At 56.5% G+C, this 23,256-nt stretch carries 18 protein-coding genes and 1 pseudogene; 6 read left to right on the top strand and 13 right to left on the bottom strand.

Going from position 1 to position 23,256, the window contains the following annotated elements; translation table 11 throughout:
* Positions 1 to 63: 63 nt before the first annotated feature.
* The 5 genes and pseudogenes from M0974_RS03635 to M0974_RS03615 all read right to left on the bottom strand — a co-directional run bounded on the left by M0974_RS03635 (position 64) and on the right by M0974_RS03615 (position 5,119).
* Positions 64 to 351 (bottom strand): annotated as a pseudogene (locus M0974_RS03635) (hypothetical protein).
* A gap of 59 nt (positions 352 to 410) precedes the next feature.
* Positions 411 to 2,786 carry a membrane-bound PQQ-dependent dehydrogenase, glucose/quinate/shikimate family gene (locus M0974_RS03630; RefSeq protein WP_297832952.1) on the bottom strand — a complete coding sequence of 792 codons (2,376 nt, stop codon included), beginning with the start codon at positions 2,784 to 2,786 and terminating at the stop codon, positions 411 to 413.
* 130 nt (positions 2,787 to 2,916) lie between these two features.
* Complete coding sequence (locus tag M0974_RS03625; protein WP_297832950.1) at positions 2,917 to 3,681, bottom strand: SDR family NAD(P)-dependent oxidoreductase; 765 nt, start codon at positions 3,679 to 3,681, stop codon at positions 2,917 to 2,919.
* 11 nt (positions 3,682 to 3,692) lie between these two features.
* Positions 3,693 to 4,952, bottom strand: coding sequence for a multidrug effflux MFS transporter (locus tag M0974_RS03620; RefSeq protein ID WP_297832948.1), 1,260 nt, complete (start codon positions 4,950 to 4,952; stop codon positions 3,693 to 3,695).
* On the bottom strand, positions 4,949 to 5,119 hold the full coding sequence (locus M0974_RS03615; protein WP_297832946.1) for a DUF2255 family protein: 171 nt from the start codon (positions 5,117 to 5,119) through the stop codon (positions 4,949 to 4,951). The genes M0974_RS03620 and M0974_RS03615 overlap by 4 nt, the downstream gene beginning before the upstream one ends.
* A gap of 408 nt (positions 5,120 to 5,527) precedes the next feature.
* On the opposite strand from M0974_RS03615, the gene M0974_RS03610 reads away from it, so the two are divergent.
* The 3 genes from M0974_RS03610 (at position 5,528) to M0974_RS03600 (ending at position 8,024) form a co-directional block, all read left to right on the top strand.
* Positions 5,528 to 6,019 carry a cupin domain-containing protein gene (locus M0974_RS03610; protein ID WP_297832944.1) on the top strand — a complete coding sequence of 164 codons (492 nt, stop codon included), beginning with the start codon at positions 5,528 to 5,530 and terminating at the stop codon, positions 6,017 to 6,019.
* Positions 6,016 to 6,807 carry a carboxymuconolactone decarboxylase family protein gene (locus tag M0974_RS03605; RefSeq protein ID WP_297832942.1) on the top strand — a complete coding sequence of 264 codons (792 nt, stop codon included), beginning with the start codon at positions 6,016 to 6,018 and terminating at the stop codon, positions 6,805 to 6,807. Before M0974_RS03610 ends, M0974_RS03605 begins: the two co-directional genes overlap by 4 nt.
* A 218-nt stretch (positions 6,808 to 7,025) precedes the next feature.
* On the top strand, positions 7,026 to 8,024 hold the full coding sequence (locus M0974_RS03600) for an NAD(P)-dependent alcohol dehydrogenase (RefSeq protein ID WP_297832956.1): 999 nt from the start codon (positions 7,026 to 7,028) through the stop codon (positions 8,022 to 8,024).
* A gap of 44 nt (positions 8,025 to 8,068) precedes the next feature.
* Here M0974_RS03600 and M0974_RS03595 read toward each other — a convergent pair whose 3' ends face one another.
* Positions 8,069 to 8,977, bottom strand: coding sequence for a LysR family transcriptional regulator (locus tag M0974_RS03595; protein WP_297832941.1), 909 nt, complete (start codon positions 8,975 to 8,977; stop codon positions 8,069 to 8,071).
* Positions 8,978 to 9,946: 969 nt separating this feature from the next.
* Entirely contained in the window at positions 9,947 to 11,230 is a 1,284-nt protein-coding gene (locus M0974_RS03590) for an MFS transporter (RefSeq protein ID WP_297832938.1), read from the bottom strand.
* 217 nt (positions 11,231 to 11,447) lie between these two features.
* Between M0974_RS03590 and M0974_RS03585 the strand changes: the two genes are divergently transcribed.
* Positions 11,448 to 12,617, top strand: a complete 1,170-nt coding sequence (locus M0974_RS03585; RefSeq protein ID WP_297832936.1) for an MFS transporter — start codon at positions 11,448 to 11,450, stop codon at positions 12,615 to 12,617.
* A gap of 60 nt (positions 12,618 to 12,677) precedes the next feature.
* Positions 12,678 to 13,778: a LacI family DNA-binding transcriptional regulator gene (locus M0974_RS03580; RefSeq protein WP_297832934.1), complete on the top strand. Its 1,101-nt coding sequence runs from the start codon at positions 12,678 to 12,680 to the stop codon at positions 13,776 to 13,778.
* A 53-nt stretch (positions 13,779 to 13,831) separates the two neighbouring features.
* Here the strand turns inward: M0974_RS03580 and M0974_RS03575 are convergent, their stop codons facing one another.
* From M0974_RS03575 to M0974_RS03565, 3 genes are read right to left on the bottom strand one after another with little or no spacing between them, the layout of a single operon-like run.
* The gene (locus M0974_RS03575) at positions 13,832 to 15,460 is read right to left on the bottom strand and encodes an FAD-dependent oxidoreductase (protein WP_297832932.1); all 1,629 of its coding nucleotides are present in this window, start codon (positions 15,458 to 15,460) and stop codon (positions 13,832 to 13,834) included.
* 17 nt (positions 15,461 to 15,477) lie between these two features.
* The gene (locus M0974_RS03570) at positions 15,478 to 17,265 is read right to left on the bottom strand and encodes a thiamine pyrophosphate-binding protein (protein ID WP_297832930.1); all 1,788 of its coding nucleotides are present in this window, start codon (positions 17,263 to 17,265) and stop codon (positions 15,478 to 15,480) included.
* Complete coding sequence (locus M0974_RS03565) at positions 17,262 to 17,987, bottom strand: ThuA domain-containing protein (RefSeq protein ID WP_297832929.1); 726 nt, start codon at positions 17,985 to 17,987, stop codon at positions 17,262 to 17,264. The genes M0974_RS03570 and M0974_RS03565 overlap by 4 nt, the downstream gene beginning before the upstream one ends.
* Before the next feature lie 277 nt (positions 17,988 to 18,264).
* On the opposite strand from M0974_RS03565, the gene hisD reads away from it, so the two are divergent.
* On the top strand, positions 18,265 to 19,548 hold the full coding sequence (gene hisD / locus M0974_RS03560) for a histidinol dehydrogenase (RefSeq protein ID WP_297832927.1): 1,284 nt from the start codon (positions 18,265 to 18,267) through the stop codon (positions 19,546 to 19,548).
* 113 nt (positions 19,549 to 19,661) lie between these two features.
* Here the strand turns inward: hisD and M0974_RS03555 are convergent, their stop codons facing one another.
* The 3 genes from M0974_RS03555 to M0974_RS03545 all read right to left on the bottom strand — a co-directional run bounded on the left by M0974_RS03555 (position 19,662) and on the right by M0974_RS03545 (position 23,255).
* Positions 19,662 to 21,248, bottom strand: coding sequence for a GMC family oxidoreductase (locus M0974_RS03555; RefSeq protein WP_297832925.1), 1,587 nt, complete (start codon positions 21,246 to 21,248; stop codon positions 19,662 to 19,664).
* A 130-nt stretch (positions 21,249 to 21,378) separates the two neighbouring features.
* Complete coding sequence (locus tag M0974_RS03550; protein WP_297832922.1) at positions 21,379 to 22,458, bottom strand: ABC transporter ATP-binding protein; 1,080 nt, start codon at positions 22,456 to 22,458, stop codon at positions 21,379 to 21,381.
* A gap of 5 nt (positions 22,459 to 22,463) precedes the next feature.
* Positions 22,464 to 23,255 carry an ABC transporter permease gene (locus M0974_RS03545; protein WP_297832919.1) on the bottom strand — a complete coding sequence of 264 codons (792 nt, stop codon included), beginning with the start codon at positions 23,253 to 23,255 and terminating at the stop codon, positions 22,464 to 22,466.
* Position 23,256 lies beyond the last annotated feature (1 nt).

Genomic DNA, 23,256 nt, shown 5'->3' with positions numbered 1-23,256 from the left:
GAAATCATAGGTCGGGTTGGTCATGGATATCGTGTCCTTTGTGGTTACTGCAGCAATGCTCAATCAGCGATTGTGTTTGTGGGAGGCGGCTTCGGTTGGCCCAACCTGATATTGCTCGTCAGTAACTTTTTCCAGCCATTCGACATTCTTGCCGTTGAGAGCTTCTTGCACGGCGATGTGGGTCATCGAAGTTGTCATCGACGCACCGTGTCAATGTTTGTGGCCCGGCGGGCACCAGATAACATCGCCAGCACGGATTTCTACGATGGACGGATCGATGCGAACGGTTCCGGTGAACCACTCTTCTGGGCCTTTGACGGAGGGTTGAGAGCCTGCACGTTTGAGCTCCATGGTTGTTCCTCAGTAAAAAATAATGTGCCAAGGACATGCCTTGGCCGGGTTCGAACGACTTACTCAGGCAGCGCATACGCCACTACGTAGTCACCTTTTTGCGTGGTCGCAGAGTTACCGCCAGCACTGATGACCAGAAACTGCCTGCCGGTTCGCGGCGATACATAGGTCATCGGCGTCGCCTCAGCCCCCACCGGCAAACGACCTTTCCACAGTTCTTTACCGGTGCGCACATCAAGTGCCCGGATATAGAAGTCCTGTGTACCGGCCATAAACACCAGTCCACTGGACGTCGTCACCGGGCCGCCGCGAGTAGGCATGCCGATGGGCGTAGGCAGGTGGGTGGCGATGCCGAGCGGACCGGTTTGCTCGGTGGTACCCAGTGGCATCGACCAAGCGACCTTGCGGGTTGCCAGATCAATAGCGCTGATCGTTCCATAGGGAGGCTCCTGACAAGGGATACCCAGAGGCGACAGGAAGCGTCCCTGCTCAATGCCCCACGGCGTACCTGCCTGTGGAGCATTGCCCTCATGCCCGCCACCGGTGAGGCTTTTCTCATCGTAAGCCGCGCGTGGGATCATCCGGTTCCAGATAGCCACACGGGTGTCGTTGACGATCATGTAGCCCAGGTTCTCTGCGATAGAGACCGAACCCCAGTTCATTCCTCCGAGCCAACTCGGATACTGAATCGTCAGGTGCTCGCTCGGCGGGGTAAATTCGCCCTCATAACGTGCCTTGCGAAAATCAATTCGACAGATCAGTTGATCCAGCGGCGTAAGACCCCACATGCGTTTTTCGCTGAGTGGTTCTGTCCCAATTGCGGGCATACCCACCGAGTAAGGTTGAGTAGGGGCTGTTCGATCATCAACGACTCCACCCTGGGGGACTGGTTGCTCTTGCACCTGCGCAATCGGAGTGCCGTTGCGTCGATCCAGCATGAAAATCTGACCGCGCTTGGTGGTTTGAATCAGCGCAGGGAGGGTTCCACCGTGACCATCTGGTACGTCATATAGCGCCGGCTGCGAGGGTACGTCGTAGTCCCAAAGATCGTGGTGCACAGTCTGGAAGCGCCAACGTTCACGCCCGGTCGCGATGTCCAGGGCGACAATGGAAGATGAGTGGATATCATCAGCCTCGGTGCGGTGACCACCCCAAAAGTCCGGGGTTGCATTGCCGGTGGGCAAATAAATCAGGCCAAGGGCGTCATCAAAAGCAGGGGTCGACCAGACGTTCGGGGTGCCGGCGGTGTAGGTTTGCCCCTCTGGCGGCTCGCGCGTGATTGCCGGGTTACCTAAATCCCAAGCCCAGGCAAGCGCGCCGGAACGAACATTGAAAGCGCGAACGACGCCGGATGGCTCGCCTGTTTTCTGGTTATCCCAGACGAGACCGCCAACAACTACCAGGTCGCGCACTATGGTGGGCGCTGCGGTTGGGAAGTAGAGATCTTGGTCAGTGCCTCCCATCCCGACGCGCAGGCTAACGCTGCCACCATCGCCGAAATCCGTGCAGGCCTCTCCGGTTTGCGCATCTACTGCGACGAGACGTGCGTCGACAGTGGTGGCGATAATTCGGCGTGTGCATACCGCTGGAGGCGTGCTTGTATTGGTTGCTGAAACCTCTGCCGCATCGTAATAACCCACACCCCTGCAGCGCGGATACACGTTGTTCGCCTGTACTTTCGGATCGTGGTGCCAAATCTCTTTACCAGTGTCTGCGTCTAATGCAAACAGCTGACTCGACTGCGTACAGCCGTAAAGCATACCGTTGACATGCAGCGGCGTTACCACGTGTCCTTGGCTTCCCTTAGGGACTTCTCCCGTCCTGTAAGTCCAGGCGACCTTAAGACCGGCCACATTCTCAGGCGTGATCTTGTCCAGCACCGCATGCCGCGTACCGGATGGGGTGTGGCCGAAGTAACGCCAGTCAGCAGCGGGTTCTACCGTACCTACAGCCTTGCCAGGTACAGGAGCCGGTGCACCCTCTGCAGTCTGAATCGGCTGCGGCTGCAAAGCCGTATAGAACGTCGCGGCAAGACCGACAGCAAAGACCGCAGTTCCAAAGTAGGCGAATCTGGGTGATACAGTACGCCCGGTACTGCGCAAACTCGGCATCGCCAACAGCACCAGCGTTGCGAGGACGGCCAATGCGAACAGGCGTGAAAACAACGGCCAGAAAGCCAGCCCCACATCCCATAACGACCAGCCCACGGAGGCGACAAATACCGCGAGGTAAATCAGAGCGCCAAGCAAACGGCGCCGAACGATCAGGATGCCTGCCAAGGTTAGGCCGAGGCCTGTAAGCGCGAAATACCAGGAGCCTGCGAGCGTGATCAGGTAACTGCCGCCCGCGAGCATGAACAGCCCCGTCAACAGAATGATGGCGCCCAATGCGATCATGAATGCGTTGCCTGCCTTTGAGGCGTTCGATTGCGGCATGAGATGGCTATTCCTTTGGCTGACTTTCTCGGTGCCGCGTCTAGCGACTCCGGCAGAATCGGTGGCGGCGTATATGTAAGGTAAGGAGCGGGGGGGCTATTGCTCAAACGCATCTAGTACCAGCGCTTACTCAACGCATGACGAATCCACCATCCACTGAAATGGATTGGCCCGTCACATAACTAGAGGTGGAGCTGCTGAGCCAAAGGACAGCGTCCGCGATCTCTTCAGGCTTGCCATGACGTCCCATAGGTATGGCCTTGACCATGCCTGCAAGCGCTTCGCCTTGACCTGCTGCGACCATCTGATCGGCCATAGGCGTCCAGATCAACCCAGGACAAACAGCATTGATGCGGATGTTGCGAGCTGCGTATTCAAGCGCCGCACTTTTGGTCAGTCCGATCACACCATGTTTTGCCGCGTGGTAGTTGGCGCGCTCGGCACCGCCGACCAAGCCCCCCAGCGATGAACAGTTAACGATCGTTCCGCTGCCCTGGTTACGCATGTGCTGCAACTCAAACTTCATGCAGCTCCAGACGCCACGAAGGTTGATCGACATGACCCTGTCGTAATCCTCGACCGTCGCGTCGGCTATTTCTGCCAACAGATTCTGAATGCCTGCATTGTTGAATGCGGCGTCTAGGCGACCGAATGTGGCGACGGTTTCTTTCACCATTGCTTCCACCTGATCCATCTCGGCAACATCGCAACCGATGCCAATTGCCTGGTGGCCGGCAGCAACTAATGTCTGGGCTGCGGCTAGCGCGGCCTCTCTATTTACGTCGGCTAAGGCAACCGATGCACCGGCTTGCGCGAAGGCTTTGGCCGTCGCCAATCCAATACCGGATGCGGCGCCGGTGACCAGCGCGACTTTGTTCTCAAATGAAAAGCTCATGGATATATTCCTCAGTTTTGAAGTTGGTTAAATGTGGGGGTTGTCCGCAAGACGCAGGCTGCACTGAGTGCGCATCCGATACCGCAGATTGCCACCACCAGCCCCATAGGCCATGGTGTGCCGTCCGCGAAAATCGCCACGAGAGCTGATCCGAAAATTCCCGAGCCATACTGCAACGCGCCGGCGAGCGCCGAAGCGGATCCGGCGAACTCCGGAAGGCAATTCAGGGCGCCTGCGATCGAGTTGGCTAACACCAGACCCGTGGCGGAAACAAACAGAAAACATCCGCAAATCAGCAGCGGCAGTCCGCCCCAATCCGCCCATGTATTGATGGCGATGACCATGCCGGCTATGCCGGAGATCAACCCCCCGATAGCCATCATGGTGTCGCTGTCATAGCGATTGAGCAGTTTGGCGTTGGCCTGGTTGGTCACCATGAGCCCGACAATGCCGGCACCGAACAGCGCGCCGTACCATTGGGGGCTTACGTGGTGATAGTCGATATAGGCAAAGGGCGAGCCTGCGATATAGGCAAAGGTTCCGGCATAGAAGAATCCGCCCGTGGCGATGTAGGCCAGGAATTTGCGATTACGAAACAGGGCGCCATACCGCATCAAAATCGCTCGTGGCGAAGTGGGGCGTCTATGTCCATGCGGCAGTGTTTCGGGTAACAGCAACAGACTGGCCAAGGTCGCCAGGCCCACTAGCACCAATGTCCAGAAGATTGCTTGCCACGACAGTAAATGAAGAATCTGGCCTCCGACGGTAGGCCCTGCCAGAGGCGCGATGGCCATGATGGTCATCAGCGTCGACATCTTTTGTGCAGCCTGTCGTCCTTGATATAGATCACGCACCATGGCTCGCGCGAGTACGACATTGGCGCAAGCGCCAAGCGCCTGTACCACACGCCAAGCGATCAACGCCGTGCCGTCGGTGGCAAGCGCGCAGCCGGCCGAACCAATGATGAACAGCAACAGGCCCAGCGCTACCGGGAGGCGTCGACCGAAGCGGTCGCTGAACGGCCCCCAGAATAATTGGCCGACGCTGAAGCCAGACAGATATCCGCTGATGGTCAGTTCCATCGTGCCGCTGTCCGCGTGCAGGGACGCTGCCATGACAGGCATCGCTGGCAAATAGAGATCCGTAGAAATAGATGCGAATGCCAGCAAGGCACTAAGGATCAGCAGAACAAGCAAGCCATGATTATTAGTGTCTGCCGATGTGTCGGTCTGGGGCACGGACGGGGAAACGGCCAAGTCCAGCTTGCTCACTGAGCGCCATCCTTGGGCAGAACAAGGACGGTCGCAGCACGAGAGTGCTCACTGATCATCGGCCCAAGATAGCTGCTGGTGCCGTACTTGGCGCGATAGGCATTGTCGATGTGGTCGTTCAAAGCACCACTGATGATTTTGTCCAGTTCAGTTTTTTCCCAGTTCATGTGCGTACCGTGATTCGCTTTTTCCTGGTGTTCCGACGCGGCCCATGTTGCGTTAGAAGCAAGGCCATTGAGAGACGCCGGGCCTGAACTTGAAAGTATTCGTGGATTCATGTTCAGGCCTCGCTTTGGCGGGTGGAGCTTGAGCTGGGGATGCCCAGGGATGATTAGATGGGATCAAGTTAATCATCACGGCTTTCACTGAATACCCGGCGGAAACGGGATGCTCTGATGAGTATTGCTCAGCAATCTCTAGAGCGAGCGTCGTAGAGCATGAGCGGAAGGGAGGGGGAATTCTCATCCTGATTGATGAGCGTGGCTCATCGTTACATACGGATTTTGTCGGGTAGTCGCTCTCATGCGCATGGGCTAGGTTGGCAGCTCCACCGCCTATCGAGCAGGAGATTACCTATGAAAACACTCATTGCCGTATCAGCACTGATCGCTTCAGGGCTCATATCCTTTTGCGCACAGGCCACTGATATACCCAAGGATAAAGCGATGGATATCGTCAGGAACGGCGAGCAGGCCTCCATCATGGGGGCGCCCGGCAACTTCGTAGGTAACGCCCGAATCGATCCACTTTTTGCGGCGCGTGCTCCTTCTGCTGTTTCGGCAGGCGCAGTGACTTTTCAGCCCGGGGCTCGCTCGGTGTGGCATACCCATCCCAAGGGCCAGATGTTGGTGGTCACGGCAGGCACTGGCTGGGTTCAACAAGCCGGCGGAGAAAAGGTGGTCATCAAGCCGGGCGACGTGATCTGGACACCACCAGGCGTTAAACATTGGCACGGTGCTACAGCCACCACAGGCATGACGCACATCGCCATCCAAGAAGTCGTGGATGGAAAAAATGTGGAGTGGATGGAGCCGGTGAGTGAGGCGCAGTACGAGGCATCACGGTGAGGGTCCTGAAAGGCGGTCTGGCCTGTCTGACCTTGTTGCTGGCAGCCTGTGCCACCCCCGACAAAAGTACCACCGGCTCACGCCTGCCGGCAGTCCCAAGCCTGGAGGACATGCGAGCAGTTTCTCCAGCCCTGGCACACGGCACTGAATTCACTCTTCTTGGCGAAGTCTGGAAGCGCCCTGGTTTGTCGCCGCGTGACCGCAGCCTTGTGACTCTCGCAGTACTGATCTCCAAACAACAAACCGTAGAAATGGCTTACCACTTCAACCTGGCGTTGGACAACGGTGTGACGCCGGCAGAGATATCCGAGGTTATCAACCACCTTGCCTTTTATACGGGGTGGGGCAACGCGACCGCGACCATCCTCATCGCCAAGGACGTGTTCGCCAAGCGAGGTGTCACAGCAGATCAACTTCCACCGGTTTCGCCAGCACTGCTTCCCATCGATCAAGCCTCCGAAAAGGTACGCACGGTTTTCGTCGACAAGACAGTCGGCCCGGTATCGCCTGGTGTGGTGCATTACACCAGCGCTGCGTTATTCCATGACCTGTGGCTGCGCCCAGGCCTTAAACCCCGCGACCGCAGCTTGATCACAGTGAGCGCGTTGATCGCCACCGGCCAAGTAGCCCAACTCGGCGCTCATCTGAATCGCGCAATGGATAACGGACTCACCCAAGGTGAAGCCTCGGAAATGCTGACTCAGTTGGCGTTCTATGCAGGCTGGCCCAACGTCTTTACAGCGGTTCCGGTGGTTAACGAAGTATTTGCCGGCCGACAGAAATCTTAAGAGGAAAGCAGCTGATGAATAACCACGTTGAAACAGGCGAAGAGCAAAACACCATAGGACGCCGAAAGGTGATCATTGCAGGTGCCAGCTTGGCTGCTGTGCCGCTGTTCGCGAGTGTCGGCAGCGCAACGGCCGAGGCTGCGCAAGCGACACCTCTCAAAGGCCCTTTTACTGTTCGAGCATACGGTACGAAAGGGCCGAAAGCCGGCTTCGCACCGATGCAGATTCAACGTAGGGCTGTAGGCCCCAAGGATGTATTGATCGACATCGAGTACGCGGGTGTGTGCCACTCGGACATTCACATCGCTCGCAGTGAATGGTCTGAAACACCTTATCCTTGCGTGCTTGGGCACGAAATCGTCGGCAAGGTGGCAGCGGTCGGCAGTCAGGTCACCAAATTCAATGTCGGAGATTACGCCGGCGTCGGGTGCATGGTGGACTCCTGCGGCACTTGCGAAAACTGCCTGGCCGACCGGGAACAGAACTGTCTACGGGGCACAACCTTTACCTACTGTGCGCCCGATAAAGTGTCGGGCGGTATGACCTATGGCGGTTATTCCGAGCGCATCGTGGTGACCGAGCGCTTTGCGATTCGTATGCCGCCAGGGGCGGATCTGGCCGCTATGACACCGCTGCTATGTGCAGGGGTTACGACTTTTTCGCCGATGCAGCACTGGAACCTGAAGCCCGGCCAGCGGGTAGGGATTATCGGCTTGGGTGGATTGGGCCACGTTGCGCTCAAGCTCGGTGTGGCCCGTCGAGCGGAAGTGACCGTGTTTACCACTTCGCCCAGTAAGCTAGCCGATGCAAAGCGGATGGGAGCCCATGAAGCAGTGCTGTGGAGCGATCAGGCGGCGATGGAGCGTCTTGCCAATCATTTCGACATGATCATTTCCACGGTGCCGCAAGCCTATCCGATGCAGCCGTTCATGAACCTGTTAAAACTCGATGCGACCTTCGTCAACGTCGGTGCACTTGACGATTTGCAGGGCTTGAATGGCATGCTCATGGGGTTCGGACGCAAGACATTCGCCGGATCGATGATTGGCGGGATCGCCGAAACTCAGGAGGTGATCGACTACTGTGCCGCACGCAATATCACTGCGGACATTGAGCTCATCGCACCTGAGCAGATTGATCAAGCCTACGAACGCGTAATCGACAAGGATGTGCGTTACCGCTTCGTTATCGATTTCGCATCGAGCAAACGCACTTGAAATAGGGGAGCCGTACCGGGCGAATCAGTACGGCCGCCTACAGGCTACTCACCCATCGGCTGCAGCTCTCGGATCAGATCGATGAGCAACCGCAGACCCATTGGCAGCTGTCGATGGCTTGAGTAGTACATGTGAAAACCCGGTGCCACACTCGCCCAATCGTCCAAGATACGAATCACTTGACCACTCTCGATCAGCGGTTTCAGGACGGGTTCAGGGGCGTACATCAAGCCTGCACCATGGCGCAGCAGCGATACTCCAATACGTGTCTCGTCAATCGTGATGACTCCAGGAACCGCAATTGCCAGTTGCTCATCACCTTTCTCAAACTCCCACTCATACATGCGATCGTTGCCTAGACGAATACGCAGACACCTGTGGCTCATTAAATCCTCAGGGTGCTGCGGTACACCAAAACGCTGCAGGTAGTCGGCGGTACCAGCAACCACCCACCGGATATCCGGCGAAAGGCGCTGAGCGATCATGTCCTCAGGCACGGTGCCTCCGTAACGGATGCCGGCATCATGCCCTCCACCGATGACATCGATCATACGGTTAGTGACGGTAAGATCGATTTCCATTTCTGGATAGCGGTCATTGAATATTGGCAGGACAGGGCCAAGTAACAGGTCTGCAGCATCACTGAGGACATTCAGGCGAACACGGCCAGTCGGTTCATCGCGGAAGCGGTTCAGCACGTGCATAGCCTGATCGATTTCTTCAATCGGTTTACTGATCAACGCATGCAGTTCCTCGCCAGCGGCGGTCAAGGTGACGCTGCGCGTGGTGCGGTTCAGCAGACGTACGCCCAGCCTAGCTTCCAGGCCTTTGATGGCATGGCTCAGTGCCGACGCGCTGATATCCAACTCAAGCCCAGCGCGACTGAAACTCTGATTACGAGCGATAGCGAGGAAGTAAACGAAGTCGGCCAGATTGGCGCGGCTGAGCTGCATGTGGATCTCCAGCAGTGGAACGTACAAAGCGATAGTAGGGCAGAGCGGCTGTAAGTCTACATCGGCTTCGCGATAGCGCTTACATCCATAGCCGGGAGCGGATCTGATCATTCGTTTGGATGCTCTCGGGTACTGGATGATGGCTATAACGTCACCGTCACCTGGATCGGGATCGGGATCGGCGGGAAGCTCGATTTGTTCAGCGACTACTCGACCCACCCCTTTGCTAACGGACGATCCAGCTACGGCTGCCATGTCAATCATCGATCATGAGCTGGGATTATGAAGGGATTGCTAATTGGCTTGGTGCTGCTGGTGGAGGCCGAGGCAGCCTGCTCGGAGCGAATTCCGTTATCTGGAATTCGCGAAGAAAATCTCCGTTATTGCTGATTCGCCGATCTGTCAACCTTCGTCAGACGCGGATCGTTCAGCTTGTTCTTTCTTATGGTTCTTCATATCCAGGCGGACACCCCAGGCAATTATGACTACTCCGAAAATAGCCATGAGGATGATTTGTGCTGTGGGCATAGTGATACTCCATGGAAATCCTATTGATTGCATGGTCATCCGCCACGAACAAGTCCGACAGGGTTACAGAATGTTTCTCATTTGGTGTGAGGAGGTTTGAGGACGATCTCAATTTCTGAGCATGGGCGGGTCTGGTGTCGGCTACGAGCGCTTGTCGATATGAGATTGTGTTTGATCGGCAGGACGCCGGGGGTGGAAGGGATTGCGTGACTTTTGCGTGGAGGCTTCATGCATTCACGCTGGGCTTTTTACGCGCTTCAGCAGCAAACGATGCCTGTTATGTTAACCAGAAGCTGCGTAAACATAAGCGATGTGCGTACACGTTTCCCCAATGAGAACAGTCCTCTTCCAAACCGGCACTTTCACTGCCACGGCTGGCGACGGCTTGCGAGTCATTTATTATTGGCTGCACGATGATGGCCAGTTTCGGATGTTCGCAATCTACGACAAGGATGAGCCAGAACCAGTCCTGGCAATAGAGGGCAGTTCGGCGATGACAATGGTTCTAGGCGTTCGCATCAGAAGTGGGCCAAATGTTGCCAGCAGGCCGAGCATAACCAGTGGGAAATACATCAGTGTGCTCAGGCCGAAATTGCTGACGATCACGGTGATCGCGGCAGGCCCCACGAGCATCCCGGAGAAACCGATAGAGTTGACGATGCCGATATTGCGACCCGCACGTTTCGGATCTCTGCGCCCGGCGGCGGAGATCATCAAGGGGGCGATGCAGGAAAGGCCGAGGCCGAACAAAGCAAAGCCGATGATGCCGGTCACTACGGTGCCACCGACGATGGTAATCGTCATGCCGAGGACGCACAGCGTTCCGCATCCGAAGACTACTTGCGAATTACCAAACGCCGCCGCCAACCGGTCACCGAAAAGACGCCCGATGAAGGCTGCGCCGACAAAGATGGACACGGCCATGCCTGCTGTCGAGGTTGTTGTTGCAAATTCGCGGCGGATGTATTCCTGACCCCAATCTGCAATCGCATTTTCCCCCATCATGCTGCCTAACAGCAGGACTCCGAGAGCAATCATGACCAGCAATGTTTTTGCCGATGGACCCATGGCCTCATCAGGTAACTGCGCGTGCGCTTGCCAGTCGTTGGATGACGACTCGGGAACATCATGCTTGCCCAGCAGCCATCGGCTGAAAAAACAGCCCACGATAAACAGCGCCACGCCAAGTACGGTGTAGGGCAGTTGAACGCTGTCGGTGTAGAGGCTTGTGAGCCAACTGCACACCATCCCTAACAAAAAGCCTCCCAGTGAATAAAACGCGTGGAAGCCGGACATGATCGAGCGCTGGTAGAAACGTTCGACTTGAACACCATGCGCATTCAAAGCGGTATCCAGCGCCCCTCTCAGCAATCCCAGCACGACACCGAAACACAACGCGAACCAAAAACCACTGACGAAGCCCAGCGGAATGATGGACAGGGGATAGGCCAGTGCGCATACCGTGATGACCGGCTTCGCACCAAAGGTATCCAGCAAGCGGCCCACACACAGTGCACCTGTTGCGGAACCAAGACCGACGCCGAGCGCGATCAACCCGAAATTCGCATCTCCCAATTCGCCGGTAAGACTCAGCTGCGCTCTGAATACACTCACACCCGTCGACCAGATGTACATCATTGCGCCAATCATCATGAAGCCCAAGAAGGTCGCGACACGTGCCTTGCGAATACGGGTGGGGATCTGAGTTGTTTGAAGGTTGTTCATCGCGCTGCATTGTCCCTTTTATTTTTGTTGGGTGTTCATGCAATTGAAGATAATGCTGATTTGAGTTATACGTATAACTTCATAAACTTAACATTTTAAGTCTGGCTTATGTCAATATTTTTATGGTTGTACCATTCTATCTTTTTTGACCCCAGTGGCCTAACGGGTTAATTTAGGTTATACGTATAACTTCCATGGATCGGCCACAGAGGTTTCCGTGTCGTCTCAAGAACTGGTACTGCCGTGCTCTACACCTCATATGCCGGCCTATCGGGCGACGTTCCTGATGTCAGGCCTGTGCATGGGCGCATGGGCTCCCTTGGTTCCTTATGCGCGTAGCCGGGCAGGTGTCGACGATGGTGCGCTCGGTCTACTGTTGCTCTGCCTTGGCCTGGGTTCACTGGTGATGATGCCGCTCGCAGGCATTCTGAACGCCAGGAAAGGTTGTCGCTTTACCATGCACGTCGGCATCGCTCTGGTATTGCTGACTTTGCCCATGTTGGCGACGACCCATTCTTTCTCAGGATTGATGTTCGCTCTGACAGTGTTTGGCGCAGGGTGTGGGTCGATCGATGTGACGATGAACGTTCAGGGGGTGATGGTGGAGCGTGCAACCGGGCGCTCACTGATGTCGGGGTTCCATGGCTTGTTCAGCCTGGGAGCGATTGTCAGTGCTGCAGGTATCACCGGATTGTTATGGCTTGGGGCCACGCCGTTGTTGGCAAGCAGTGCAGTAATGGCGCTACTGGTCGCATTTGTACTGACATACGGACGGCAGATGTTGGGGCGCAGCGGTGACGAAGGCAGCCCGATATTTGTCAGACCCACCCGCAAAGTTCTGCTGTTGGGCTTGCTGTGCCTGTTTGCCTTTCTTGCTGAGGGCGCCATTCTCGACTGGAGCGCGGCATTCCTCGCTGAGGTACGAGGCGTTCAGCATTCGATTGCCGGCCTGGGCTACGCAGCGTTCGCAGTGATGATGGCCTTGGGGCGCTTGAGTGGTGACCGGATTCTGCTGAAGCTGGGCGCGCGCGTGGTATTGATTGGTGGCGGTCTTGTTGTGATAACGGGATTCATGACGGTGGTGCTGGCGACTGACTGGCTGTTGAACCTGGTAGGTTTTGCGGTCATCGGCGCGGGATTGGCGAACATTGCGCCGGTTTATTTATCGCTGGCGGGTGCCCAGAGGACCATGCCAGGTGAATTGGCCATTGCCGCTGCGACCAGTCTGGGTTACCTCGGCATCCTGATGGGCCCGGCAGTCATCGGGCTTGTCGCCCAAGCGACCAGTCTGTCTACGGCGCTACTCGCCGTTGCCTCGTTGATGATTGCGATAATGCTCAGTGCCACTCGACTGGTTCCGAAGGTTTCCCGTCAACGGTTACACTGAGTGCATGGACTTTTTTTCACTGGCCTCGGATGAGGTTTCAACAAGGTTGGGAAGCAAGCGATGGCATCCGTTTCAATGAAAGATGTAGCACTGGCGGCGGGGGTGTCTCAGCCTGCGGTGTCTTACGCTTACAATCGCCCATCCAAACTATCGCAAGCTCAGCGCGAGCACATCCTCGAGGTTGCCGCTAACTTGGGCTACCCGGGACCTAACGTCCTTGGGCGAAGCCTGCGCTCGGGCAAGATCGGGGCGATCGGGTTGATGATGATGGACAAATTGTCCCTGGCGTTTGCCGACCCTTGCACCATTGCCTTGTTGCGAGGGATCAGTGAAGTGGGCGAGCTGGAAAATGTCGCGCTGACGTTGTTTCCACTCAATAACAACCGGCTTGTTGGTCGTGCCCAGGCCGCGAGTCACGGCAGTCTGGCGCTGCGCGGGTTGGTTGACGGTCTGATTATCTCGACCCTTCCCGATGATCACCCGGCCGTGTTGGCGGTCGTGAAACAAAACATCCCGTTTGTGGTGATCGATTCACCTCTAGTGGACGGTTCTTTTTTTGTCGGAATTGATGATCGAGGCGCCGCCCGCGCGCAGATGCAACACATGCTGGATCTGGGTCACCGCAAAATAGGCATTATCATTGACCGACTCAACCCCGACGGTTATCGCGGTCCAATTGATCGGCAACGTTTCAAAAGCGCTAGCGAGCGAATTGTCAGAGAGCGGCTCACCGGATACGTGGAGACTGCAAGCGCGGCCGGCCTGGCATTCGAGGATCTGAGCATTATCGAAGCCGGTGGGCTTGATTCGACTTCCGGGCAGACAGCCGCGTTCACGCTGTTGACTTCCAGCGATGTAACGGCAGTGGTTGCCTGTTCGGATGTGATGGCGATTGCTTGCATGAAGACGGCTCACGCTCTCAACCGGAAGGTCCCGCAAGCCCTTTCGGTGATTGGTTTTGACGATATCCCTGAGGCAGTGCAGCTCGGTTTGACCACCATTGCCCAGCCCATGGTGGAAAAGGGCGTATACGCCGCAAGGCTTCTGACCGATCAGCTGAATGCACCGGCCGGCACAGAGTTGGAGCCCGAGCAGAAGATTTTCGCCACCAAACTAATTGTGCGAACGTCGACGGCAAAGTTTCAGGCAACGGACATTTAAGACCGCGCAAGGCGTAAAGGCTGCGGTGTGAAAAACTACACCGCAGCCGTACTTCAGATTTTCTTTTTGCCGTTCAACTCGCCACGCTTGAAATTCGCCGCGACCCGCAAGGCATTGGCCGCGATGGTGAGCGCCGGATTAACAGCGGCCGAAGACGGGAAGAAAGAACTGTCGACCACCCAGACGTTATCCAGGTCATGCATCTTGCAATTCAGATCCAGCACGCTTGACGTCGGCTCCTTGCCCATGACGGCAGTGCCACACTGGTGCGAGTTTGTGGCAATCCCCATGCGCGCTTTCAGGATCAGTGGGTAGCCAGCCTCTCGCATGACTTTACTGGTCTTGCTCACTAGGCCTTCATGGGCCTTCAGGTTGTTTGGTTTCCAGTGCACTTTGATCGCCCCGCGCAGCTTGTCATAAGTGACTCGGTTTTCCTGCGTTGGCAAATCCTCTGATGTCAGGTACAGGTCGACGCTGTGGTCGGTGAGGTATCGCGATACGAACTTTGGAAGCCAGGGGCGCATCGAGGTGATCATCGGTTCGCGAATTTTTCCAAGCATCTGCACGTTGCCCAAAGGGAACGAATTGAGGGCGCTGGCGCTGTACCAATCGTTGATGGCCAGGGTTTTCTGGAAAATCACTTTGTTCTTGCGGCGTGGGTCGACGGCGAGCATGAATGTGCTGTTGTGCACCATGTAGTTTCGACCCAGTTGCCCTGAGCTATTACCTAGGCCGTCGGGGTGCTGTTCGTTCGCTGACTTGAACAACAGGGCTGCGCTGTTCACTGCTCCGCACGCCAGTATGAAGCGTTTGGCGCGCAGCGTTACGTCTCGGCCATTCAAGAGGCCATGAGCCTCGGTGACGGTCCGGCCGTCCTCGGCGGTTTTCAATTGTTTGATCGTTGTGCGGGTCATAAGCCTGACGGTTGCGCTGCGCAGCGCTGGCCTCAGGGCAGACACCTCTGCGTCGGCTTTGGCGTCCACAAGACAGGGGTATCCATCACAGGTTGAACACAACACGCAGTCACCGCCGTCGCCATAGTCCACCGCTGCGGGCATGACAAAGGGTTTGAGCCCGGAACGGCGCATGCTTGCCTCCAGCGGCGCCAACGCCGGGTCATGGTTGAGCGCAGGTTGCGGAAAAGGGCCCGAGCGCCAGGGCTCGCAGGGATCGATGCCCGCCTGGCCATGAACCCGGTAGAGTTTTTCGGCCTCGGCGTACCAAGGTTCCAATTCCGCGTAGCTGATCGGCCAGGCGGGGGATATGCCCTCGACGTGCTGAATCTCGGCAAAGTCCTCTTCACGAAACCGTGGGAGCATTGCTCCGTAAAACTTGGTGTTGCCGCCTACGTAATAAAATACGCCCGGAGAAAAAGGTTGGTTGGATTCATCCAGCCACTGCTCGGCATTTCGATAACGGCCTTCTGCGAACACCGATTCGGTGCTCCAGTTCTGTATTTCACGCGGCAGGAAATCACCCCGTTCGACGATCACAATGTCCAGGCCGCTATCGCGTAAAGCATGGGCAAAGGTGGAGCCGCCCATGCCCGAGCCGACAATCACTACATCACAGTTGATATTGCCATCTGCATCAGGTGTCACCACGTCGAGGGCGCGCTGCTCGCGCGGCGCCCCCAGTTGTGGATTCAGCTCTGCATGATGCGAAATCAATGCATCACTCATTTGAGCCGCTCCAGTTCTTATAGGTGTTGTTCGGATTTCCGCAATTCCCAGTACTCGTCCTGGCGTTCGTCAGTGATGTACTCAGGGATCGGGAAGTCCCACCAGCCCGGTACCCAAGGGCCAGCGGCGTCGCGATCAGTCGGGATTTCGATCAACACAGGGACGTTCAGATCCAAGGCTTCTTGCAGGATCGGCTCGAGGTCTTCCGGGCGCTCCACACGATAGGATTTCAGGCCGAAGGCTTCGCCGACCGCTTTGAAGTCTGGGCTATATGGAGTGCCGTCCGGATGATTGAACTCGGTGCCGATATGGCGGCTGGTTTGTTTGCGCTGGCCACCGCGAATCGACATGTACCCGGCGTTGTTCTGGATCATGAACACCACAGGAATGTTGTTGGTCACACAGATAGCAATTTCTTGAGAGGTCATCAGGAAATCGCCATCGCCCAGGATGCACACCACCGGCTGGTTTGGCGCGGCCAACTTGGCCCCGATAGCGGCCGGAACTGCCCAGCCCATGGACGAAAATCCGCCAGAAGTCAGGTGTGTACGCGGGGTATAAACAGGGAAGGTTTGTTTAACCGCACCCTGAGTATTGCCGGACCCGACGACTACGATGGTGTCGCGCGGGAATATCTTGCGCAGCGCGCCCAACGGACGTTGAGAGGTGAAAGGAAAGCGATCAGAGTCACGACGGCCAGCCAGCTTGGACTCCCATTCGGCCTGATAGCCTCGCAGGTCGCTTAAGTACTCTTCGCGATCCACAGTCTGATCTTTCAAACCTTCCACGATATGGGCCAGCGCGTGCTTGGCATCTGCACAAATACCCACGGTAACTGGGTAGTTCTTGCCGATCTCGTGCGGATCGATGTCGATGTGGATAAGCTTCGATGGCGGAATCGCAAAGGTCACGCCCTTGGCATAACTGGACGACGACCAGTCCGTGAAGCGACACCCCACAGCAATAATGACGTCAGCAGTGGAGGCCACTTTGTTACCGCACATCGTGCCGGTCTGGCCGACGCTGCCAGCGAACAGCGGATGATCTTCCGGGAAACCACTTTTGCCGTTCCAGGTGGTAACCACCGGAATTTTCCAGGACTCGGCCAGCGCGAGCACTTCGGCGCTTGCCTCGCCAGTGATAACCCCGCCACCGATAACTAGCACCGGGCGCTTGCAAAGCTTCAGTTCTTCAACCGCTCGAGCAGTGGCCTTCGGATCCGGGAAACACTTTCCGATAGGGGTGCGTTCTTCCAAAGCGTGAAGTGTGACTTCGGCCGCCTCAGCCTGAACGTCCATCGGAATTTCAAGATGGACCGGGCCTGGGCGGCCAGTGACCATCGCGCTCCAGGCCCGATGCATCATGAACGGCAACTCTTCAACGCGAGTAGCGACCCAGTGACGCTTGGTGACAGCTTCGGCGATTTTCGGGAAGTCGTTGTCGGTGTAGCGCTCCAGCTCTTGCAACAAACCGTGGCCGCGCATGTGTGTGGGCGGCCCGCCGGTGATCAGCATCAGGCTGGTGGAGTCGGTGAAAGCGGTTGCCATGCCGATCACGGTGTTGGCGGCGCCTGCACCGATGGAGGTGACAGCCGCCATGGGCTTACCGGAAACCCGGTAGTAACCATCTGCCAGGTGAACGGCACTTTGTTCGTGGAAGACCTGGATGAACTTAAGCTTCGAGTCTTCTTCGAGGAAGGCGTCGGTGAGTGTCCAGATACCGTGGCCGGGGATGCCGGCGACATATTCGACGCCATAGTTTTTCAGGGTTTGAGCCACGATCTGGCTGCCGGTCAATTTGCTCATGACAGGACTCCTTGGGTTGATGAAAGTGGAGTGGATACGTCGGATTTGCCGATATCCGTTGCACGCCCGCGCGTCGCCCAGTTCAGGCCCTGCTTGGTCAGGCGGCGGATATTCGGGTCGGCGAGGTTGCTGGTGTCGTGCCCGATCGAGTGATAGAACACCCGCCCGAGGCCCCATTGACGAACCCACGCGACCGGGCTGCGGTGACCCTTGATCCAAGGAAACGGGTTGCCATCGAACGTGGTTTCGGCCAGCACATGAATGTTCGGGTCAACCTGCATGTAGTACTGCTCGGACCGAACCTCGAAATCCTCGACGCCTTGAGTGACCTCATGCGTGTGATCGATGACGTTGACTTGGTACGGATGGGGAAAACCTTCGCCCATCGGATGCTCAAGAAACGATCCGCCCAGCACCCAGTGATACTTGAGGCTTGCACGGAAAGCTGCGCCCGCACCGTGCCAACCCACCAGCCCGGTGCCGCTTTCGATCGCTTCGAGCAGGCGGTTTTCTTGAGAGGCTGTCAGTGTTTCAGTGGTGACCGCGTTGTTCCAGCCGATCACGATCAGGTCGTAACCGGTCAAGTCCCTGTCCAGTGTGAAGATGTCGGTCGACTCTTCGACATCGAAATCCAGCTCCTGGAAAACGGTCCGAGCCCATGCGGCAATTTCATATGGAAAATGGCCGGGCCAGCCACCGTATAGATACAAGACTCGACTCACGGTTGATCACCTCTTTAAGTTGGGTGTGATGATTAGGTTATACGTATAACCGTTTATTTAAGCTATCACTACGATTCTCTAAGTCAATGACTTTGTAATGAGGTTATACGAATAACAAAGTTCGTCCGCGCCAGTGCTTCAGCATTGCGTCTGTGCTGCGTCAGATCGCGTCATCAATAAGGGGGCTGCGAAATTGCCGAGAGCAGGGGGGTACGAAAAGATGGCGACCAATGCTGAATGCATGTCGCCTGCATCAAGAACCATCTGGAGCAAATTGATGATTCGTTACCTGAAAAAAAGTAAGCCCGTCGAAGCTCAAGCTGAGATTGCATCTCAAGTCCGCGATACGGTTGAACAGATCATCGCCAATGTAACCAAGAACGGTGATGCCGCCGTTCGGGAGTATTCGAAGAGGTTTGATAAGTGGGAGCCAGTGACCTTCCGTCTGACCGATGACGAAATCGCTGCGTGCGTCGCCAGTCTTTCGGAGCAGGAAATAGGTGACATCAAATTTGCTCAGGCGCAAGTACGCCGTTTTGCTGAAGTGCAAAAAGCATCCATGCACGATGTCGAAGTCGAAACACTCCCAGGCGTGATTCTGGGGCATCGCAACATTCCAGTGAACTCGGTGGGCTGCTACATCCCCGGCGGGAAATATCCGCTGCTGGCATCGGCACATATGAGCGTGCTAACTGCCAAAGTGGCGGGTGTGAAACGTGTCGTTGCAGCGGCTCCGCCGTTTGATGGCAAGCCCCATCCTGCCATCGTGACGGCCATGTATTTGGCCGGTGCCGATGAAATCTATTGTGTCGGCGGGGTGCAAGCGATTGCTGCCCTTGCGTTGGGTACCCGTGAATTCAAGCCGGTCGATATGATTGTCGGCCCAGGTAACGCGTTTGTCGCGGAAGCCAAACGCCAACTGTTCGGCAAAATCGGCATCGACTTGATTGCCGGCCCGACTGAAACACTGGTGATTGCCGATGACAGCTCTGATGTTGAAATCATTGCCGCCGACTTACTGGGGCAGGCTGAGCACGGCGTTAACTCCCCTGCGGTGTTTTTGACCAATAGCCCCGAATTGGCAGACACCCTGCCAGCGGAAATCGAGCGTCAGTTGGCCATTCTCTCTACCGCCCCAGTCGCTTCAGTTGCCTGGCGAGATTACGGCGAGATAATCCTTTGCGACACCGTGGACGAACTGGTGCAGGAAGCCGACCGGATTGCCTCCGAGCACGTGCAAGTAATGACTCGGGATCCACTCTATTTCCTTGAGCACATGACCAACTACGGTGCGCTGTTCCTCGGTGAGCGGACCAACGTCTCCTATGGCGACAAAGTAATTGGTACCAACCATACGTTACCCACCACGGGCACGGCGCGTTACACCGGCGGCCTATGGGTCGGCAAGTTCATCAAGACTTGCACCTATCAACGTGTCCTGACTGATGAGGCGTCTGTACTGGTCGGTGAATACTGTTCCCGTTTATGCGGCATGGAAGGTTTCGCCGGGCACAAGGAACAGGCGGATATCCGGATTCGTCGTTACAAGAAGTCAGTCTGATTTCTTCTTTCAGGCTCCCCATTCGGGGGAACCAGCAATTAGAGCTGATGAACAACTTCAGGGTCTAGCGGGTGTCGACCTCCTGAGGAGCAAACCTCAGGAGGGGCGCCATGCTAGTGAGCGCGTTGAATGTGATCAGCCGCTTTCTCGCCAATCATAATCGCCAGCGCGTTGGTATTGCTGGAACACAAACTCGGTGCGATGGAGTTGTCGGCGATACGCAGGCCACCGATTCCATGTACGCGTAACTCATTGTCCACCACCGCCATCTCGTCCGTGCCCATCTTACAGGTGCCTACCGGGTGCAGCGCAGCGTGCGCCTGTTGACGCACAAACTTTAGATAATCGTCACGGGTGCGCAATGGCTCGGCGGGTATGTGCTCGCGCAGAATATGCCCGGCCATCGCGCTCTGGGACATAATGTGTCGACCGAACTCGGTCGCTTGAACCATGCACTCTACGTCGAACGGATCGGTCAGGTAGTTGGGTTTAATGGAAGGAAACTCCATCGGGTCAGCGCTCCTCAGTCGCACAGAACCTGTCGAGCGAGGTCGGGTCTGGCACACGTTCAAGGTGCAGCCGTTGCCACCAGGGACGGACCCCACGCCAGCCTCTACACCGGCACCGGCCATGAAACAGTACTGAGCGTCCGCGCGGTTTTCGGCCAGGGACGTACGCCAGAACGCACCACCTTCTACCACGTTGGAGGTCACGGGGCCTTCTCGAAACAGTGCGTACTGCAAACCGGCAGCGATTTTCCAGTGCGGTTTTTTGTACTTGTCGTAACTCAATGGGCGACGCAGTTCATTGATCAAGGATACTTCGATGTGATCTTGCAGGTTCTGTCCGACCCCAGGCAGGTCATGCATCACTTTGACGCCTTTGGCGTGTAGGTGACTGGCTGGGCCAATGCCCGACAGCATCAACAGTTTCGGGGTATTGATCGCCCCGGCACTGACAATGACTTCGCGTTCGGCCCTGAGTACGTGGCACTGGTTTTTTTCAAGGTATTCAACACCCGTTGCGCGTCCATCCTCAATCAGGATTCGCAAGACCCGGCAATTGGTTTTAACCGTCAGATTAGGTCGCCGCCGGGCGGGCTTCAGGTACGCGACCGAGGTGCTCGATCTCAGACCGTTCCTGGCGTTGATTTGATAAAGCCCGCAACCGTCCTGAACCCCCGAATTGAAGTCGGCGTTGTAGGCTAATCCTGCTTGTTGGCAGGCTTGTAACCAGAGTTTGGTCAAGGGGTGGGTATAACGTTGATCGCATACTCCGAGCGGGCCGTCGGTACCGTGGGCATCGTTGCTGAATCGATCATTGCTTTCGCACTTCTTGAAGAAGGGCAATACGTCCTTGTAGGCCCAGCCTTGGGCACCGCAAGCCGCCCAGCTGTCGTAATCGGCGGGTTGCCCGCGCAGATAGACCATGGCGTTAACCGAACTCCCACCGCCGAGTACTCGCGCCTGCACCATGGTCGGGTCGGCAGGGCCGATGTAGTCTGCTGGTGGCTCCCAAGGGTAACGTTCTACCAGATTGCCCTGGCTGGTCTTATAGAAACCGACCGGGAGATGGATAAGCAGGTTTGTGTCTTTTGGCCCTTCTTCAAGGAGGACCACCGAAGCCTCCGTGTTTTCGCTAAGACGTGCCGCAATGACGCACCCGGCTGACCCACCCCCGATCACAATGTATTGGACCACTGTTGTTTACCGCCCTGGTCAAAAAAAACGCCGGATCATGCTCTCGTGAAAGAGGTGATGATCCAGCGTTGAAGTTACGGGTAAAGCCCCATGCTGAACTCTGCAGGGGCCGTCGTTAAGCCACCGCTATTCAGGCCGGTATGACCACGAAACTGTCTGGTTTGCAGGTGAGTGCAACATCCGATCCGGGTGGCAGTGTGTGGCTGCCTGGAGTAGGCAGTTGTTGACATTTCAGGTCGATGGTTCCGCCGGCAACCGTCACCCTGTAAATGACCCGATTGCCAATGAACGAAGTGTCTTTCACTTTGCCGACAAATGCCCCGTTGGCTAGTGTCGCGCCTTGTGCGGGCTCTAGGACGATGGTTTCGGGACGGATAGAAACATTGACCGGCCCGGTACTCAGGCTGTTCTTGGCCGTGTGTGCATAGCGTCCGAACGGAAGTTCGACATAGCCGTTGCTGGTGTCGCCCAGCCCATAAGTGCCGTTGACGATGTTGGTATCGCCGAAAAATTTCGCGGCGAACAACGTACGTGGCGACCAATACATCTCTTCTGGCCCACCGATTTGTTCAATGCCACCCTTGTTTAACAGGACGACCCGGTCAGACAGGATCATCGCTTCGTCCTGGTCATGGGTGACGTAAACGAACGTGGTCGAAGTTTCTTCGTGGATCCTTTTTATTTCATTGAGCATGTGGTGGCGAATCTTTAGGTCCAGCGCTGCCAGCGGTTCGTCGAGCAGTAGCACGGCGGGGCGGTTCACCAGGGCCCGCGCCAACGCGACGCGCTGTGCCTGCCCACCGCTGAGCTCGGAGATCCAGCGATTCTTGAAGCTTTCCAGCTGGACCAGCTCCAGTGCCTTGGTCACTTCACGTTTAATCTCATCCTTCGGTTTCTTCTTCAGGCGCAGCCCGAAAGCCACGTTGTCGAACACATCAAGGTGAGGGAACAGGGCATATTTTTGAAACACCATGTTGACCGGGCGGTGTTCAGGCGCGAGGGACGTGGAGTCCTTGCCGTCAATCACAACCTTGCCGGTGGTGGGCTCTTCGAAGCCGGCAATGATGCGCATCAATGTGGTTTTGCCGCAGCCGCTTGGGCCGAGCAAGGTCAGGATTTCGTTGCGCTTGACGATCAGGTCGACTTTGCCAAGGGCGGTCAGGTTGCCGTAACTCTTGGATATTCCGGTCAGTTCAATACTGTTGGTCATGGTGATTACTCTGCAGTTTCAGCACGTTCAAGTTCGAGACGACGACGGCGCAAGGTCATGACCAGGCCGGCAATGACGATGATGGCGATGGTCACGACCAGCATGAATACCGAGGCGGCATTGATGGTTGGGCTGACAGCGCGGCGCATCATTGAAAGAATCATCAGTGGCAGCGTGGTGTTGCTGCCGGTGACGAATACCGTGATCAGGAATTCGTCCATGGAAAGCGCTACCGCCAGGATCGCGGCACCGGCAATCGTCGGGCCAATGATTGGCAGCGTCACCAGCCAGAAGGCCTTGAGCGGTGAGGCGCCAAGATCACGAGCCGCCTCTTCGAACGAAAGGTCAAAGTACTCCAGTCGTGAACGCACGGACTCGACGAAAAACGGAAAGGTGAACAGCGTATGGCCGATGACCACGGTCAGCAGCGAGCGGGGTAGGCCTATCACCGAAAAGAAAATCACCAGCGCGATCCCCAGGAATAATCCGGGCAAGGCGATAGGGGCGAAGTTCATGAATGCAAAGACGGCTTTGACTCGACCTTTCATGCGCATCAGCGCCAGTGCCGAGAACGTGCCCAGCACCGTGGTGAGAGTGGCCGAACCCGCGGCGACGATGGCACTGTTGGCCAATGCCGTCATGAAGTCCGAACTGCTGAACAGTGCCTCGTACCATTTGGTAGAGAAACCTTCGAAGGGGAACGACAACGAGGCTGACGAATGAAAGCTGAACAGCGTGATGATCGCGATGGGCGCATAAAGGAAGAGCATGTAAACGTAAGTGAATAGCCTGATCATG

The sequence above is a fragment of the Pseudomonas sp. genome (assembly GCF_026224925.1).
GTDB lineage: Bacteria > Pseudomonadota > Gammaproteobacteria > Pseudomonadales > Pseudomonadaceae > Aquipseudomonas.
The sequence above is the reverse complement of the archived record's forward strand: the minus strand, read 5'-3'. Positions and strand labels throughout refer to the sequence as shown.